The 13,896-nt window shown below is 75.1% G+C and carries 19 protein-coding genes and 3 tRNA genes; 13 read left to right on the top strand and 9 right to left on the bottom strand.

Annotated elements, in window-relative coordinates:
- Position 1: 1 nt before the first annotated feature.
- Positions 2–640 carry a hypothetical protein gene (locus HOQ23_RS15265; protein ID WP_172215453.1) on the top strand — a complete coding sequence of 213 codons (639 nt, stop codon included), beginning with the start codon at positions 2–4 and terminating at the stop codon, positions 638–640.
- Positions 641–677: 37 nt separating this feature from the next.
- Here HOQ23_RS15265 and HOQ23_RS15270 read toward each other — a convergent pair whose 3' ends face one another.
- The 4 genes from HOQ23_RS15270 to HOQ23_RS15285 form a co-directional block, all read right to left on the bottom strand.
- Entirely contained in the window at positions 678–1,343 is a 666-nt protein-coding gene (locus tag HOQ23_RS15270) for a bacterial proteasome activator family protein (protein WP_253945570.1), read from the bottom strand.
- Between the two features lie 176 nt (positions 1,344–1,519).
- Positions 1,520–2,515 carry an NAD(P)H-quinone oxidoreductase gene (locus HOQ23_RS15275; protein WP_172215454.1) on the bottom strand — a complete coding sequence of 332 codons (996 nt, stop codon included), beginning with the start codon at positions 2,513–2,515 and terminating at the stop codon, positions 1,520–1,522.
- Between the two features lie 49 nt (positions 2,516–2,564).
- Complete coding sequence (locus tag HOQ23_RS20590; RefSeq protein WP_216654277.1) at positions 2,565–2,891, bottom strand: DUF6457 domain-containing protein; 327 nt, start codon at positions 2,889–2,891, stop codon at positions 2,565–2,567.
- Positions 2,892–2,957: 66 nt separating this feature from the next.
- Positions 2,958–3,551 (bottom strand): molybdenum cofactor guanylyltransferase, encoded by a 594-nt coding sequence (locus HOQ23_RS15285; RefSeq protein WP_367650521.1) that lies wholly within the window; start codon positions 3,549–3,551, stop codon positions 2,958–2,960.
- Between the two features lie 61 nt (positions 3,552–3,612).
- On the opposite strand from HOQ23_RS15285, the gene HOQ23_RS15290 reads away from it, so the two are divergent.
- From HOQ23_RS15290 to HOQ23_RS15300, 3 genes are read left to right on the top strand one after another with little or no spacing between them, the layout of a single operon-like run.
- Positions 3,613–4,407, top strand: coding sequence for a carbon-nitrogen hydrolase family protein (locus HOQ23_RS15290; RefSeq protein WP_367650522.1), 795 nt, complete (start codon positions 3,613–3,615; stop codon positions 4,405–4,407).
- 11 nt (positions 4,408–4,418) lie between these two features.
- Positions 4,419–5,546, top strand: a complete 1,128-nt coding sequence (locus HOQ23_RS15295) for a hypothetical protein (RefSeq protein ID WP_172215457.1) — start codon at positions 4,419–4,421, stop codon at positions 5,544–5,546.
- Positions 5,547–5,585: 39 nt separating this feature from the next.
- The gene (locus HOQ23_RS15300; RefSeq protein WP_172215458.1) at positions 5,586–5,813 is read left to right on the top strand and encodes a biotin/lipoyl-binding carrier protein; all 228 of its coding nucleotides are present in this window, start codon (positions 5,586–5,588) and stop codon (positions 5,811–5,813) included.
- 53 nt (positions 5,814–5,866) lie between these two features.
- Here HOQ23_RS15300 and HOQ23_RS15305 read toward each other — a convergent pair.
- Positions 5,867–5,954 (bottom strand) — tRNA-Ser (locus HOQ23_RS15305).
- 122 nt (positions 5,955–6,076) lie between these two features.
- On the opposite strand from HOQ23_RS15305, the gene HOQ23_RS15310 reads away from it, so the two are divergent.
- From HOQ23_RS15310 to HOQ23_RS15320, 3 genes are all read left to right on the top strand, one after another.
- Positions 6,077–6,553 carry a hypothetical protein gene (locus HOQ23_RS15310; protein WP_172215459.1) on the top strand — a complete coding sequence of 159 codons (477 nt, stop codon included), beginning with the start codon at positions 6,077–6,079 and terminating at the stop codon, positions 6,551–6,553.
- Positions 6,554–6,665: 112 nt separating this feature from the next.
- Positions 6,666–6,756, top strand: a tRNA-Ser gene (locus HOQ23_RS15315).
- 241 nt (positions 6,757–6,997) lie between these two features.
- Complete coding sequence (locus tag HOQ23_RS15320) at positions 6,998–7,144, top strand: hypothetical protein (protein WP_172215460.1); 147 nt, start codon at positions 6,998–7,000, stop codon at positions 7,142–7,144.
- Between the two features lie 150 nt (positions 7,145–7,294).
- Here the strand turns inward: HOQ23_RS15320 and HOQ23_RS15325 are convergent, their stop codons facing one another.
- Positions 7,295–8,320, bottom strand: a complete 1,026-nt coding sequence (locus HOQ23_RS15325; RefSeq protein ID WP_172215461.1) for a LuxR family transcriptional regulator — start codon at positions 8,318–8,320, stop codon at positions 7,295–7,297.
- Positions 8,321–8,456: 136 nt separating this feature from the next.
- Here HOQ23_RS15325 and HOQ23_RS15330 point away from each other — a divergent pair.
- From HOQ23_RS15330 to HOQ23_RS15355, 6 genes are all read left to right on the top strand, one after another.
- Positions 8,457–8,529 (top strand) — tRNA-Arg (locus HOQ23_RS15330).
- 176 nt (positions 8,530–8,705) lie between these two features.
- A complete protein-coding gene (locus HOQ23_RS15335) occupies positions 8,706–9,314 on the top strand; it encodes a DUF2867 domain-containing protein (protein ID WP_172215462.1) in 609 nt (202 codons plus the stop codon).
- Positions 9,311–9,760 carry an SRPBCC family protein gene (locus HOQ23_RS15340; protein WP_172215463.1) on the top strand — a complete coding sequence of 150 codons (450 nt, stop codon included), beginning with the start codon at positions 9,311–9,313 and terminating at the stop codon, positions 9,758–9,760. The genes HOQ23_RS15335 and HOQ23_RS15340 overlap by 4 nt, the downstream gene beginning before the upstream one ends.
- Positions 9,761–9,779: 19 nt before the next feature.
- A complete protein-coding gene (locus HOQ23_RS15345; protein WP_216654278.1) occupies positions 9,780–10,370 on the top strand; it encodes a TetR/AcrR family transcriptional regulator in 591 nt (196 codons plus the stop codon).
- A 168-nt stretch (positions 10,371–10,538) separates the two neighbouring features.
- Positions 10,539–11,474, top strand: coding sequence for an SDR family NAD(P)-dependent oxidoreductase (locus HOQ23_RS15350; protein WP_172215465.1), 936 nt, complete (start codon positions 10,539–10,541; stop codon positions 11,472–11,474).
- Positions 11,471–12,379 (top strand): TIGR03619 family F420-dependent LLM class oxidoreductase, encoded by a 909-nt coding sequence (locus HOQ23_RS15355; RefSeq protein ID WP_172215466.1) that lies wholly within the window; start codon positions 11,471–11,473, stop codon positions 12,377–12,379. The genes HOQ23_RS15350 and HOQ23_RS15355 overlap by 4 nt, the downstream gene beginning before the upstream one ends.
- Before the next feature lie 3 nt (positions 12,380–12,382).
- Here HOQ23_RS15355 and HOQ23_RS15360 read toward each other — a convergent pair whose 3' ends face one another.
- From HOQ23_RS15360 to HOQ23_RS15370, 3 genes are all read right to left on the bottom strand, one after another.
- Entirely contained in the window at positions 12,383–12,904 is a 522-nt protein-coding gene (locus tag HOQ23_RS15360) for a nuclear transport factor 2 family protein (RefSeq protein ID WP_172215467.1), read from the bottom strand.
- Positions 12,905–12,912: 8 nt separating this feature from the next.
- The gene (locus HOQ23_RS15365; protein ID WP_172215468.1) at positions 12,913–13,371 is read right to left on the bottom strand and encodes a VOC family protein; all 459 of its coding nucleotides are present in this window, start codon (positions 13,369–13,371) and stop codon (positions 12,913–12,915) included.
- 89 nt (positions 13,372–13,460) lie between these two features.
- Positions 13,461–13,790, bottom strand: a complete 330-nt coding sequence (locus HOQ23_RS15370; RefSeq protein ID WP_172215469.1) for an STAS domain-containing protein — start codon at positions 13,788–13,790, stop codon at positions 13,461–13,463.
- Positions 13,791–13,896: the final 106 nt, after the last annotated feature.

The raw sequence follows: 13,896 nt of genomic DNA on the forward strand, positions 1-13,896 counted from the left end.
CGTGTCCCGCAGCCTGACTTCCGCCCCGGCCCTGCGCCGGCCGGCAGCCCTGCTCGCGACGGTGCTGCTGGTCCTCGGCGTGCTCGGCGCCGGCGCGGTCGCCCTCGTGGGCGGCGCCGCGCCCGCCGCGGCCGCCTGCCGGTGCGCCCCCTCCGACACCGAGGCCGACGCCCGCGCCGCCCGCTACGTCTTCACGGGCACCGTCGAGCAGTCCGCCGCCCGCGGCCGGACGTGGGTCCAGGAGGTCTCCGTCGAGACGGTCTACAAGGGCACCGTGACCGAGATCGCGCTCGAGGTCGTCACCGAGTCGCGTGCCGACGAGCCCTGCGGGCTCGGCCGGCTGGCGACGGGAAGCGAGTACGTCTTCTTCGCCGGCCTCGTCGACGACCGGGTCACCGCGCGCGGTTGCGGCGGCACCGCCCCCGCCCGCCCGGCGCTGGTCCTCGCGGTCGAGGACCTCTACGGCGAGGGCGCCCCGCCGAGCGTGGACCCCGGCGAGGTCGAGGCCGTCATCGAGCCGGTCGGCGCCGACGCGCCCGCGGACTTCACCCGCACCGCCGCACCCGGCCTCGCGCTGGTCCTGGTCGGCCTGCTCGGGCTGGTGCTGGCGCGCTGGGTGGGCCGCCGCTCCGACGGCTGAGCCCGCAGGGGCTCAGAGGTACTGAGCCCGCAGGGGCTCAGAGGTACATGCCGCCCATGCCGCCCGAGCGCGGGTCGGCGTCCGCCGCGGCCGCGCCCGCCTGACCGGCCTGCGCGGCCTGGCCCGCCTGGCCGGGTACGCCGCCGGGCTGCACGACCATCCCGGCGGGCAGGGCGCGCCGGATCTGCTCGAACTGCGCCCGCGCCGCCATCTGCTGGGCGTAGATCGCGGTCTGGATGCCGTGGAAGAGCCCCTCGAGCCAGCCGACCAGCTGGGCCTGGGCGATCCGCAGCTCGCTCTCGCTGGGGGTGGCGTCCTCGGAGAACGGCAGGGTGAGCCGCTCGAGCTCCTCGACGAGCTCGGGGGCGAGGCCCTGCTCGAGCTCGGCGATCGAGGAGCGGTGGATCTCCTTGAGGCGGTTGCGGCTGGCCTCGTCGACGGGCGCGGACTTCACCTCCTCGAGGAGCTGGCGGATCATGCTGCCGATCCGCATCACCTTGGCGGGCTGCTCGACCAGCTCGGTCAGGGCGCGCTCGCCCCCGGCCTGGTCGTCGTGCCCCTGGTCCTCGCCCTGGGCGTGGGTGCCGTCGTGGCCCCCGGGACCGGACGCCACGGCCGACGTCGGCACGGCCATCGGCCGCCCGTCGGGGCCGATGACGACGATCTGCTGGTCCTGCTCGCCCGGCTTCGGCTGCTCGCTCATGGGTCCACGCTAGCGACCAGGGGGTGAGCCATGGCACAGACCTTCGCCGAGTCGGCCCTGATGGCGGCGCGAGTCGGCCCTTGTGGTGCGCCGAGTCGGCGCCAATGGCGGCGCCGGGGACGGAACCCTCGACTCAACCGTCAGCAAGGCCCGACTCGACCGTCAGAACCCTCGACTCAACCGGGGTAGGGGGGGCAGACGGTCAGCAGGATCTTGCCGGTGTGGGTGCCCTCGGCCATCACCGTGTGGGCCGCGGCGACGTCCTCGAGGGACATCACCTCGTGCACGATCGGGCGCACCGAGCCGTCGGCCACCAGCGGCCAGACGTGCTCGACGACCGCCGCGCAGATGGCCGCCTTGTCGGCCGTGGGCCGTGAGCGCAGGGAGGTCGCGATCACCGCGGCGCGCTTGTTGAGCAGCTTGGCGATGTCGAGCTCGCCGCGGGTGCCGCCCTGCATGCCGATGATCACCAGGCGGCCCTCGGTGGCCAGCGCCGCCAGGTTGCGGTCGAGGTACTTGGCGCCCATGTTGTCGAGGATGACGTCGACGCCGTGGGCGTCGGTCTGCTCGCGGACCACCTCGACGAAGTCCTGCTCGCGGTAGTTGATGGTGACGTCGGCGCCCAGGGAGCCGCACAGGCCCAGCTTGGCCGGGGTGCCGCCGGTGGTCAGGACACGCGCGCCGAGCTGGTGGGCCAGCTGGATGGCGAAGGTGCCGATGCCGCCGGCGCCGCCGTGGATCAGCACCGCCTCGCCCGGGGTGAGCCCGGCGACCATGAAGAGGTTCGACCACACCGTGCAGGCCACCTCGGGCAGCGCCGCCGCGGTCACCAGGTCGATGCCGGCGGGCACCGGCATCAGCTGCCCCGCCGGGACGGCGACCAGCTCGGCGTACCCGCCGCCGGCGAGCAGCGCGCACACCTCGTCGCCGACGTGCCAGCCCTCGACGCCCTCGCCGAGCGCGGCCACCCGGCCGCTGCACTCCAGGCCGATGATGTCCGAGGCGCCCGGCGGCGGCGGGTAGTGGCCCTGGCGCTGGAGGGTGTCGGCGCGGTTCACCGCCGTCGCCACGACCTCGACCAGCACCTCGCCGGGGCCCGCGACCGGGTCGGGGACCTCCCTGACCGACAGGACCTCGGGACCACCATTGGCCTTCGCCACCACAGCACGCATGGCCCCACCCTAGGGACCCCCGGTCCGCCCCCAGGGACCCCCGGTCCGCTCAGCGCTCGAAGGCCTCGCCGACGTGGTCCACCCCGCTGTCGTCGGGGATCGGGTCGTCGACGTCGTCGGGGTCCTTCGCGCCGGCGGGACGCTGCCAGCTCTCGGCCAGCACCTGGGCGCGGGCGGCGAGCGCCTCGACGCCCTCCTGGCCGGCCCCCTGGCGCCCGGCGGCGAGCCCCAGCAGGTACGACGTGACCGGCGCGGCGGGCCGCTCGACCGCGTGCGCGACGACGCGGGCCAGGTCGAGCACCAGGCCCTCGTCGATGTCGGCCTCGTCGAGGTCGAGGATGTCGCAGAGCTCGTCGATCCAGTCGTGCAGGTTCACGCCCCCACCTTCGCCGCCGACCGCGGCGTGTCGCAAGCCCGGCCCCGGACTCACAGGCACCGCGGGTCACCTCGGCGGCAGGTCCGCCCAGGTGTCGATGTCGTGGTGCTCCTGGCCGACGGCGGGCACCCCTGCGAGGTCGAGCGGGGCCAGCAGCCGGTGCAGCGCCATCCCGTGCTCCTCGCCCGGCGGCGGTCGTACGCCGCCCAGGGCCGCGGTGGACAGCACCAGCGCCAGGTGGCCGCGCCCGGTGTCGTCGACCAGCCGGGCGCCGTCGCGCTCGCCGACCCCGGCGCGCAGCCGGGCGAGGGTGCCCGCGTCGACCGCCGGCATGTCCACCGCCAGGACCGCCAGGAGCGGCGGCAGCCCGCCGACCGTCTCGCCCATCTCGCCCAGCGCGTCGAGCCCCGCGAACAGGCCCGCGACCGGGCCGCCGTACGCCGGCTCCTCGCGGCAGAACCGCACCGCGCGCGCCGTGGGGACCGGGTCGCCCACGACCACGACCGGCTCGGCGTCGCGCAGCGCGTCCAGGGCCCGGTCGACCAGGGTGCGGCCGTGGACCTGGAGGGTCGCCTTGGCCACGCCGCCCAGGCGCGCGCCCCGGCCGCCGGCGAGCAGCACGGCGCACAGTTCCGCTGCGGAGGCGTCGTCGAGGGGCACGCCGGAAGTCTCCCACCGCCGTCCACCCCGGCCGGGCGCACGGAGATGGCACGCTGGGGTGGTGACCAGCACCCTGAGCATCGCCCTCGTCCAGGTGGCCTCCGCATTGGAGCCCGACGTCAACCGGGCCCGGCTCGGTGAGCTCGTGGGGGAGGCGGTGACGTGCGCCGGCGAGCACGGCCCGGTGGAGCTGGTGGTGCTGCCCGAGGCGTTCGCCCGCGACTTCGGCAAGCCCGGCTCCGACGTGAGCGGGTACGCCGAGCCGCTCGACGGGCCGTTCGCGACCGCGGTCGGCGAGGCCGCCCGCGAGCACCGCACCAGCGTGGTCGCGGGCATGTTCGAGACCGGCGAGGACCCCGCGCGGCCCTTCAACACCCTGGTCCTGCGCGGCGCGGCCCGCGCGGACTACCGCAAGATCCACCTCTACGACTCCTTCGGCTACCGCGAGTCCGACCGGCTCACCGCGGGCCCGCCGGCTCCCTGCGTGGTCGCCGTCGGCGGCTGGCGGGTCGGGCTGATGACCTGCTACGACCTGCGCTTCCCCGAGCTGGCGCGGGCGCTGGTCGACGCGGGCGCCGAGGTGATCGTGGTCCCCGCCGCCTGGGTCGCGGGACCGCGCAAGGTCGACCACTGGCGCACCCTGCTGCGCGCCCGGGCGATCGAGAACACCGTCTTCGTGGCCGCCGCGGGGCAGCCCGGGCCGCGCTACAGTGGCCACTCGGCGGTGATCGACCCGCTCGGCGACGTGCTCGCCGAGGCCGGCGAGGGCCCGGCCGTGCTGGCCGTGACCCTGGACCGCGAGGTGCTCGAGGAGGCGCGGCGTACCAACCCGTCCCTGGCCAATCGGCGTCTGTAACCTTTCTGCCCATGTCCCGAGCCGCTCCCCGCCGTCGCGCCGAGCAGCCCCGGAGGCGCCTGCGGCGCACCGGACCCGGGGCCGCCGAGCGGACCGGCCGGGGCCGCGGGGCCCGTCCGCACGAGGGCGCGGTCGGCACGGCGCTGGACGCCGCGATGGAGACGACCGTCGGCGACACCCGGCTGCCGGTCGGGGTCTGGGCGGTCGCCGTCCTGACCGGACTCGGCCTGCTCGTCGCCGGCACGGTCCCCGTCGGGCCCGCGATCCTCGGCGAGATCGGGGCCGTGCTCGTCGCGACGGCGTACACCTGGGCGCTCGCGGCGCGCACCGGCGGCCGCCCGATCGTGTTCGGCACCCTCGCCCTGCTCGTGGGCGTGGTGGTGCTGGTGCTCGACGAGGACTACCTGCGCACCGGCGCGGCTGTGCTGACCTGCGCGGTCTCCGCGGTGCTGGGCGTGATGGTCACGACGCCCACCCGGCGGTTCTTCGAGGCCGCGCGCGAGTGCACCTACGCGGTGCTCGTCGCCGCGGTCGGTGCACTGGCGACCGTCGCCTTCGAGCCCTCGATCACCCTGCTGCGCTTCGAGTACGTCACCCTCGCGCTGGCGCTCGGCGGCGCCTTCGCGCTCGTCTACCGCCTCGGCGCCGGGCTGCACGGCCTCGGGCGCCGCGGTGCCGCGACCGTCGCGATCGGGGCGGTGCTGCTCGCCGTGACGCTGGCGTACGCCGAGCTGCTGCGCCGTTACGGCGCCTCCGGGCTGATCGAGTCGATGCTCGACGGCGTGCGCTGGAGCCGGGACAACCTGGGCGCCTTCCCGCGGCCGCTGGAGACGGTGCTGGGCATCCCCGCGCTGGCCTGGGGCTGCCACATGCGCGCCCGGCGCCGCCAGGGCTGGTGGGTCTGCGCCTTCGGCGTCGCGGCCACCGTCCCCGTCGCGAACGCGCTGATGAACCCCGCCACGACCTACCTCGAGGCCGGGCTGTCGGTCACCTACGGACTGCTCGTCGGCCTGGTCCTGGGCTACCTGGTGATCCGGGCCGACCTGGCCCTCACCGGACCCCGGGGCCGTCGCGCCCGTCGGGCCGAGGAGGCCACCGCGGGGCGGCCGGAGCCGGCCCGCACCAGCCCCCTGCTGTGAGTGCGGGAGTACCCGGAAGTAACGGCTAGGTTCGCCGTTATGGCACGCGAACAGCTGACCGAGATCGTCGCCGAGATGGTGGCCAACGTCCTCACCGTGAACGTCGCGGCGGGCGACCGGATCGAGGCCGGCGACTCCGTGGTGCTCCTGGAGTCGATGAAGATGGAGATCCCGGTGCTCGTCGAGGCGCCCGGCACCGTGGTCGCCGTGAAAGTCGCACCCGGCGACGTCGTCCAGGAGGGCGACGTGCTGGTGCAGCTGCGCTGAGTCGCCGGGCTCCCGGGGGCCGCTGGGCCGGGAGACCGGGGGCGCGGGCCGACTGGCAGAGGGGGCGGGATTCGAACCCGCGGTGGGTCTCCCCACGACCGCTTTCAAGGCGGTTCCGATAGGCCACTCCGGCACCCCTCCACGCGGGTCCCGCAGGACCGCGCCAGCAGAGTCTAGGCGGTGCTCGCCCCGGTGGTGGCCCGAGCCGGGCAGGCCCGGCACGGATTGGCGGGCCGACGTGCACGAGGGGGAGAATCGGGGCCATGACCGCCCCCGCCGAGCAGCAGTCCCCGACGTACTACCGGATGAACCCGGCGCTGGTCGCCCGCCTCGTGGGGCTCGGTGTGGTCGCCCTCGCGCTCCTCGTCCTGCTGGCGACGGTGCTCGTCGCGATCGCGGACCTGTCGACGGCCGTGCTCCTCGCCGTCGTGCTCGTCGGCGCCGTCGCCCTCGGCGGGACCGCGTGGTGGCTGCGCTCGCGCGCCTACGTGCTGCGCTGCGACGAGACCGGCTACCGGGTGCGCCTGATCCGCGGCGCCGGCGCCCACGAGGCCGGGTGGCGCGACGTGCAGGACGCCGTCGCGGCGAGCCCGCGCGGCCTGCCGTGCGTCGTGCTGCGCCTGCGCGACGGCCGTACGACGACGATCCCCGTCGGCGCCCTCGCCGTGGACCGCGAGGCGTTCGTGCACGAGCTGCGCGAGCACCTCCAGCGCGGCCAGGGCCACCGCCCGCTCGTCTGAGGAGCGCCGCCGGAGAGCTGGTCCGCGGCGGCTCGGCGGCCGGTCGACGTGCCGATCGGCGGGCTGATTGGTCGTGGCAGGCCCGGGCCGGGTAGCCTGTGGCCGCTGTCGGGGAGGCGTCGCCTAGTCCGGTCTATGGCGCCCGCCTGCTAAGCGGGTTTGGGGCTAAAACCCCATCGAGGGTTCAAATCCCTCCGCCTCCGCAGCAGGTCGGCCCCTCTCGATCGAGAGGGGCCGATCGCCATTTCCGGGCCGCTCCGGCCCGGCTTCCTCCCCGCGACTCCCCGGGACCGGGCGGGTCCGGTTGCAGCATCGCGCAATGCAGGTTCCTGAGGCAGCGCGTCGCGTGGGTGTCCGCGCGCCGCGCCCCACACTGATCGCGCGGGCGCCCGCCCGCCACTCTCCCCCCGAGACGTGGACCCCCTGCACCAGATGAGGTCTCCCATGAAGCTCCTCCGCACGCTCGCCGTCACCCTCGCTGCCACCGGCCTCTCGGTCGGCATGCTCTCCCTGACCGCTCCGGCCGCCCAGGCCGACACCAGCTGGGGCTGCGGTGGCCTGTGCCGCGTCGCCCCGGGCGGCGGCCGCTGAGGCCACCGCCAGGGCGGGACCGGGACCTGTCCGCCCCCCCACGGACAACGTCTCGCCGCAACCTCCCTTCGCGGCCCGTCCTCTCATGACGAGGGCGACGACCCCCTCCCGGGTCGTCGCCCTCGTTGCGTGTCGGGGGTGAGGCGAGCCTCAGCGCGCGGGGTCGTCGAGGTCCGGGGCGTCCGGGCCGGAGACCGTCTGGCGCCCCATCCGGTAGCCGAGCTGGAAGCGGGTCTGGGCGTCGTGCTCGTCCTTGAGGTCGGCGACGTAGCCGGCGTACGTGCGGGGGCTGACGCCGAGGCGCTTGGCGCTGACGGCGTCGGGGTGCCCGGCGATCAGCATCCGGATGGTCATCGCCCGCTGCTCCGAGGCGATGTCGGCGAGCGTCGTGGACTCGGCGTTGCCGAAGGACCGGCCGCGCTCCCAGGTGCGCTCGAAGATGTCGACGAGGTAGGCCACCACCGCCGGCTCGCGGACCACGACCGCGGTGGCGAGGTCGTCGCTGGCCGGGATGACCGCGACCCGGCGGTCGCAGACGATCATCCGGTTGAAGAACTCATCGAGGGTGCGGACCTCGGCGCCGCGGCGGGTGACCGCGTCGACGTAGCGCCGGGTGACGGCGCTGCGGCGGGCGCTGTGCTGGTACAGCGTGCGCATCCGCGCCCCGCGCTCCAGCATCGCGGTGTCGCGCAGGGCGGCGGCGGCGAGCGCCTGGGCGTCGCGACCGGCCTGCGGCTGGGCGGTGAGCACCTCCTGCTCGCACTCGTCCACCAGCTCGGCGAGGAAGGCGCCGATGGCGGCCTCGCGCAGGTAGGTGAACGGGCCGCGCTCGCTGGTCGCCGGGGCGCGTCGCCAGGTGTGGCTCAGCGTCGCGAAGACGCGCGACCACTCGGCGGACTCCTGCAGCAGCCGGGCGCCCTCCTGGCTCAGCGGCGAGACCACCCGGGTGAGCCCGGCGGACGGGTCCTGCGGCACCCATCGGGCGTCACCCTCGTCGAGGCTGTCCAGGCGCAGCAGGCCGAGGTCGACCAGGAGGTCGAACGCCGCGCGCTCGGCGCCGTCAGGGGAGATGCGGGGGTCGTCGACCTGGATCCCCCCGCGCGCGAGCGCCGCGTCGTACAGATGGGCGGCGGCGTCCTCGAGCAGTGCGCGCTGCTCCGGACCGAAGCTGGTCAACCGGTTCCCTCTCGGCAGGTTCCTCGACGGTTCCACACCCCCCGCGGTCATCGTCGCACAGCGACCCGGACGCCCGATTTCGTCCTCGCCGAGACCGTCGGCTATTGTCTTCTTGTCGCTCAGCAATGAGAGACGGGCGCCTGTAGCTCAACGGATAGAGCATCTGACTACGGATCAGAAGGTTTGGGGTTCGAATCCCTACAGGCGCGCAGGACACGGAAGCCCCAGGTCATCGACCTGGGGCTTCCGCCATTTCCGGCCCCATCGCCATGGTGCGTGCGCGGGACGGGGCGAGGGTGTACCAGTTGGTACATTGGCGGGGAGGGGCTCGACCGACGGGCCACCTGCTCGACCACCGCACGGGGCGAACGATCGGCGGACCGACATGCGACTCCCCGCTGCCACCCATCACGACCAGTCGTGGGTCATCCACGCGGTCACGCCCGACTTCGAGGTCGAGGACGTGTGGTCGCTCCGCGCGCAGGACCCACGCGCGGACTTCGCCTCCCTCGTCGAGGCGTTCGTCGACGACGACTTCCCCGACAGCGCGCCGCGCGCCGTACGCCTGCTGTGGCATGCGCGCTGGGTGATCGGGCAGGCCCTGCGCTGGGACCGCCCCGACGACGGGCTCGGGGAGCGGGTGACCTCCCTGCGCGAGCGCCTCCCCGCGGAGCTGCGGCACGCGCCGCCCCGGCATGGGCTCGACGGCGTGCCGTTCAGCACGCTCTACGAGACCGACGAGGAGTGGGCGCTCGAGCTGGCCAACCGCACGGTCCACGCCGTCCTGCACCTCGGCTGGGTGCCGGACGGGGAGGGCGGCGGCCGCGGCCAGATGGCGGTGCTCGTGCGCCCCAACGGCCTGCTGGGCCGCGGCTACCTCGCGGCCATCAAGCCGTTGCGCCACCGGATCGTCTACCCGGCACTGCTGCGCGGTCTCGAGCGTCGGTGGCTCGCCGCCAGCGCCCGGCGCGCCGACGAGCGGAGCGCGACATGACGACGCGGTGCGCCGTGCAGGCACTCGTCGAGGCGCCCGTCGCGACGCTGTGGGAGCTGCTCGCCGACGTCGAGCGGATGCCGGAGTGGACCCCGTCGATGCGGAGCGTGCGCCTGCTCGACGGCGCCGGCCTGGCCCTCGGGACGCGGGTCGAGATCCGCCAGCCGCGGATGCCGACGCTGACCTGGACGGTCGACGAGGTCACGCCGATGCGGCACTTCCGCTGGTCCGCGCGCAGCGGTGGGGTCACGACGTGCGCCGACCACTGGCTCGAGCCCCGTTCGGAGGGGCGGCAGACGGAGGTGCGTCTCGCCGTCGAGCACGAGGGCCGGCTGGCCGGGCTGGTCGGCGCCCTCACCATGCGCCGGACCGCGCGCTACCTGGACCTGGAGGTCACGGGTCTCAAGGGCGCCGCCGAGGCGGCGGTGCGGCGCGATGCCGGATGATGCTCCTCCGGGCGGGCTCGTGAGCGGGGGCGGGCACGCGGTCGCCGGTCCGCGCGAGCGGCTGCTCGCCGCCACGATCGAGGTGATGGCGCGCGAGGGCAGCACCGGGTGGACCCTGCGCCGGCTGGCGGAGGCCGTCGGCACGAGCCACCGCATGGTGATCTATCACTTCGGCTCCCTCGACGGGCTGCTGGTCGCCGTCGTGCAGGACGTGGAGGCGCGCCAGCGCGAGCGGCGGGCGGCGCTTGCCGTCGAGCACCCGGACCCGGTCGAGGCGGCGCGGGCGCTGTGGCGCGAGCTGGCGGCGCCGGACCTGGCGGCGTACGAGCGATTGTTCTTCGAGCTCTACGCCGCCGGGCTCCAGGGTCAGGACGCGGCGGCGTCGCTCCCGCGGGCGTCGGTCGAGGAGTGGCTGGAGCCGTTGACCGGTCTGTTCGCCGCGGCCACCGGCGACTCGGAGAACGCCGCGGTGGACGCCCGGCTCGGCCTCGCGGTCGTCCGCGGGCTGCTGCTCGACCTGCTCGCGACCGACGACCGGGAGGCGGTCACCGCGGCGCACGAGCGCTACCTCGGCATGGTCGTGGGTCTGCGGCGCGGCGGCCAGCTGTAACGCGGGGTTATCGACGCTTCCCCCGTCGTACACCGCGTGTGGAGCGTCAATAACCCCGCGTTACATGGCGGGCGGGGTCGCGGAAGTGGGAGCTCGGTGGGCAGCGCCGTCACCTTCCGATACGTTGACCAAACGCTTGCTCAACACGTCGACCCCTGAGGAGCTCTCATGAGTGACGCCGGACGTTCCGGACCCGCCCACCTCGCGATCGTGACCGGCGCCAGCCGTGGCATCGGGCGGGCGATGGCGCGCCGCCTGGCCGCGGACGGGATGGCCGTGGCGGCGGTGTCCCGCACGCTGCGCCCGGGCGACGGCAGCCTCGCGGGCTCGCTGGAGGAGACCGTCGAGCTGATCCGCGCGGACGGTGGGGTCGCGCAGGCGTTCGTCGCCGACCTCGGCGACCCCGGGCTCGACCGGCCGGCGCTGGTGGCGCGGATCGAGGAGGAGATGGGCGCCGACGTCGACGTGCTCGTCAACAACGCCGCGGCCACTCGGCACTACGAGGCCGGCTTCCTCGACGTGCCGCGCGAGTGGTTCATGGACTCCCTCGAGACCAACGTCTGGAACTCCTGGGACCTGGCCCGCGCGGTGGTGCCGAGCATGCGCCGGCGCGGCGCCGGCTGGATCCTCAACATCTCCTCGCGTTCGGCCGGGCCGCGGGTCGGCCCGCCGTTCGCGCCGCACCCGCTCAAGGGCGCGGTGCTCTACGCCGGCACCAAGGCGATGATCGACCGGATCACCACCGGCATGGCGATGGAGCTGCACGACGACGGCATCGCGGTCAACGCGCTCTCGCCCAACCGCGGCGTGGCGACCGAGAACGCCGCCAACGCGGTGCCCGGCTGGCCCTCCGAGCCGGAGGAGACGATGGCCGAGGCGGCGCTGCTGCTGTGCAGCGCGGACCCGCGCGAGGTCACCGGCCGGGTCGCCTACAGCCTCCCGCTGCTCAAGAAGCTCAACCGCCCGGTGCGCACGCTCGACGGGCGCGACCTGGTGCCCGGGTGGCAGCCCGAGGACCTCGACGAGGCCGGGTTCCTGCCCGAGTACCTCCACTTCCACGCCGCGCCGCCGGTCCCGGCCGCCCTCCTCGCGGAGCAGGGGTGAGCGCCGTGGGACGCCGCCTCGCGCTCAACCTGATGGCCGCCGAGCACCTCGGTGACGGCACCTTCGGCGCGGTCCTCGAGGCCGCCCGCACCGCCGACCACCTCGGCGTGCACCGCGTCGTGCTGCCCGACCACGTCGTCATCTCGGCGCAGGCCCACCGCGAGCGCGAGGGGTTCCCCTACCCGCTCGACGCGTCCTGGTTCGAGCCGCTCACCGCCCTCGCGGCCGTCGCCGCCGTGACCGAGCGGGTGCGGCTCGGCACCAACGTGCTCATCGCGCCGCTGCGCCCGGCCGTCCTGCTCGCCAAGCAGCTCGCGAGCCTCGACGCCATCTCGGGCGGCCGCGTCGAGGTCGCCCTCGGCATCGGCTGGCAGGAGGCCGAGTACGCCGCCGCGGGGGTCGCCTTCGACCGACGGATGTCGGCGCTCGTGGAGCAGGTCCGTGCCTGCCGGGCCCTGTGGGGTGAGCCGCCGGCGGGCGCGCAGCCCGCTCTGGCCGGCCTGGGGGACCTGCACTCCCACCCGCGGCCGCCGCAGGGCGACCGGCTCCCGGTCTCGCTCGGGGTCGGTCTGGGCCCGCGCAACGTGGCCCGCATCGTCGAGCTCGGCGTCGGCTGGGCGCCGGCGCCGATGCCGGTGGCGGACTTCGCGGCCGGGGTCGCCCGGCTGCGCGCGGCCTGCGCCGACGCCGGGCGCGACCCGGCGACGCTCGCGGTGACGGGCGCGGTGACGCTGCCGCCCCAGCACGTGCGGGCCGCCGAGGCCGGGCTGCCGCACCCGCTCGCCGAGGCCGAGGCGCTGTGGGACGCCGGTGCCGACACCGTCATCGTCCACCCGCTCGCGCACTGCGACGACCTCGAGGACCTGCCGGAGTTCCTCTCGCCGCTGCTCGCGGCGGCCGGCTGAGCGTCAGGCGAAGCGGGCCTGCAGGCGGCGCAGTGGGTCCTGTGCGGCCCGCTCGCCCCGCTCGCCGCGCGGCCCGGCCGCCTCGGCGGTGATCCGGCGCCCGGCGTCCGAGCGGGTCCACTCGCGCACCGCCCAGCGCTCCCGGACCCGCCAGGCGCCGTCCTCGCGGACCAGGTGGTCGACGTAGCGGAAGCCGCTGGTGAAGTTCAGCCGCGCGTCGTCGGCCGGCTCGCCCCAGTGGACGGCGGTGCCGTAGCTCTCGCACACCGCCTCCTCGCCGTGCACCTCGACGAGCTGGTTGCCCACGACGTGCATCGTGCCGCCGAGGCGCGGCAGCAGCCGCCCGAGCCACGCGACGTACTCGTCGGCGGAGCCGTCGAACCCGGTGTGGTGGTCGATACCGTCGCGGGCGTAGACCGCGCGGACCGCGGCCAGGTCGAGGCGGTCCACGCCCCGGCAGTACGCCGCGACCAGGTCGCGGATCTCCTGGTGGTCCTGCAGTCGGCGCACGGCGTCCGCGCTCATCTCCGTGCTCACGACCCGGCCCGGGCCGGGGCGACCGGCGGCTCGACCAGCTCGACCCGGACCCGGTCGGGATCCAGGACGTAGACGCAGCGGTGCCCGGCCAGCGGCTCGCTGGCGACGATGGGGTCGGAGACCTGCTCCACCCCGCGCTCGCGCAACCCGGCGAGGATCGCGTCGAGCCCGGTCACGGTGATCGCCACGTGAGCCGCGCCGACGTGGCCGTTGTCGGGGTCGAGCACGGTGGTGGAACCGTTCTCGTACTGCAGCAGCTCCACCATCGTCGTGCCCTCCGGCGCCCGCACGAACGCCTGGTGGACCACGACGCCGGGATGACCCGTGACGGCGTCGATCCGCGGCCCGCTGCGCCGCCACGGTCCCAGTCGCTCACCGCCGAGCAGGTCGGCGTAGAAGTCCAGGGAGCGCTCGATGTCGCTCACGGTGATGCCCACGTGGTGCACGGTGCTCACGCGTCGTCCTCTCGCCGGGTCGGGCGTCCCCGGGGCCGGGAGCGCGCGGCGATCGTACGACGCGCACCAAGCGCTTGCTTCAGTTCTGCTCAGCAGGCGGGTGCGGCGGTGTCGCGTCCGCAGCGCGTCGGCGTGTGCGGGATGACGAGCACGGCGAGCACCATCTGGGCCGCGGACCCCTCCTCCGCGCAGATCGTGAACGAGCGCCCTGCCCCCTCGGAGGCGCGCATCGCGCCGACGAGCTGGGAGACGGCGAGGCTGCTGAGGTAGTGGGCGTCGGAGAGCTCGACCACCAGCGGGTCGAGGTGGCCGTAGGTCTCGAGTGCGCTGCGCAGCGCAGGAACCGCCAGGTCGTCGACGTCACCGCCGATCCGCAGCACCTCGCCGTCGCAGTCGATCACGCAGGGGTGGGAGGGCATGCCGTCAGCCTAGGCGGGGCAATGGAGTGACCGCCGCCACTAGGGTGGTACTTGATCGTACCGGGTGATCGGGGACGCGTCCCCGCACGGCGCCGGCCGGTCGCGC

The sequence above is a fragment of the Nocardioides sp. zg-DK7169 genome (genome assembly GCF_013155365.1).
In the GTDB taxonomy this organism is placed as follows: domain Bacteria; phylum Actinomycetota; class Actinomycetes; order Propionibacteriales; family Nocardioidaceae; genus Nocardioides.

Bases quoted from the DNA above. Each gene is read 5' to 3' on its own strand.
- HOQ23_RS15295 (WP_172215457.1), top strand. From the start codon at position 4,419: ATGTCCCGAGCCGCTCCCCGCCGTCGCGCCGAGCAGCCCCGGAGGCGC.
- HOQ23_RS15340 (WP_172215463.1), top strand. From the start codon at position 9,311: ATGACGACGCGGTGCGCCGTGCAGGCACTCGTCGAGGCGCCCGTCGCG.
- HOQ23_RS15270 (WP_253945570.1), bottom strand. From the start codon at position 1,343: ATGAGCGAGCAGCCGAAGCCGGGCGAGCAGGACCAGCAGATCGTCGTC.
- HOQ23_RS15350 (WP_172215465.1), top strand. From the start codon at position 10,539: ATGAGTGACGCCGGACGTTCCGGACCCGCCCACCTCGCGATCGTGACC.
- HOQ23_RS15320 (WP_172215460.1), top strand. From the start codon at position 6,998: ATGAAGCTCCTCCGCACGCTCGCCGTCACCCTCGCTGCCACCGGCCTC.
- HOQ23_RS15310 (WP_172215459.1), top strand. From the start codon at position 6,077: ATGACCGCCCCCGCCGAGCAGCAGTCCCCGACGTACTACCGGATGAAC.
- HOQ23_RS15360 (WP_172215467.1), bottom strand. From the start codon at position 12,904: ATGAGCGCGGACGCCGTGCGCCGACTGCAGGACCACCAGGAGATCCGC.
- HOQ23_RS15275 (WP_172215454.1), bottom strand. From the start codon at position 2,515: ATGCGTGCTGTGGTGGCGAAGGCCAATGGTGGTCCCGAGGTCCTGTCG.
- HOQ23_RS15370 (WP_172215469.1), bottom strand. From the start codon at position 13,790: ATGCCCTCCCACCCCTGCGTGATCGACTGCGACGGCGAGGTGCTGCGG.
- HOQ23_RS15300 (WP_172215458.1), top strand. From the start codon at position 5,586: ATGGCACGCGAACAGCTGACCGAGATCGTCGCCGAGATGGTGGCCAAC.
- HOQ23_RS15335 (WP_172215462.1), top strand. From the start codon at position 8,706: ATGCGACTCCCCGCTGCCACCCATCACGACCAGTCGTGGGTCATCCAC.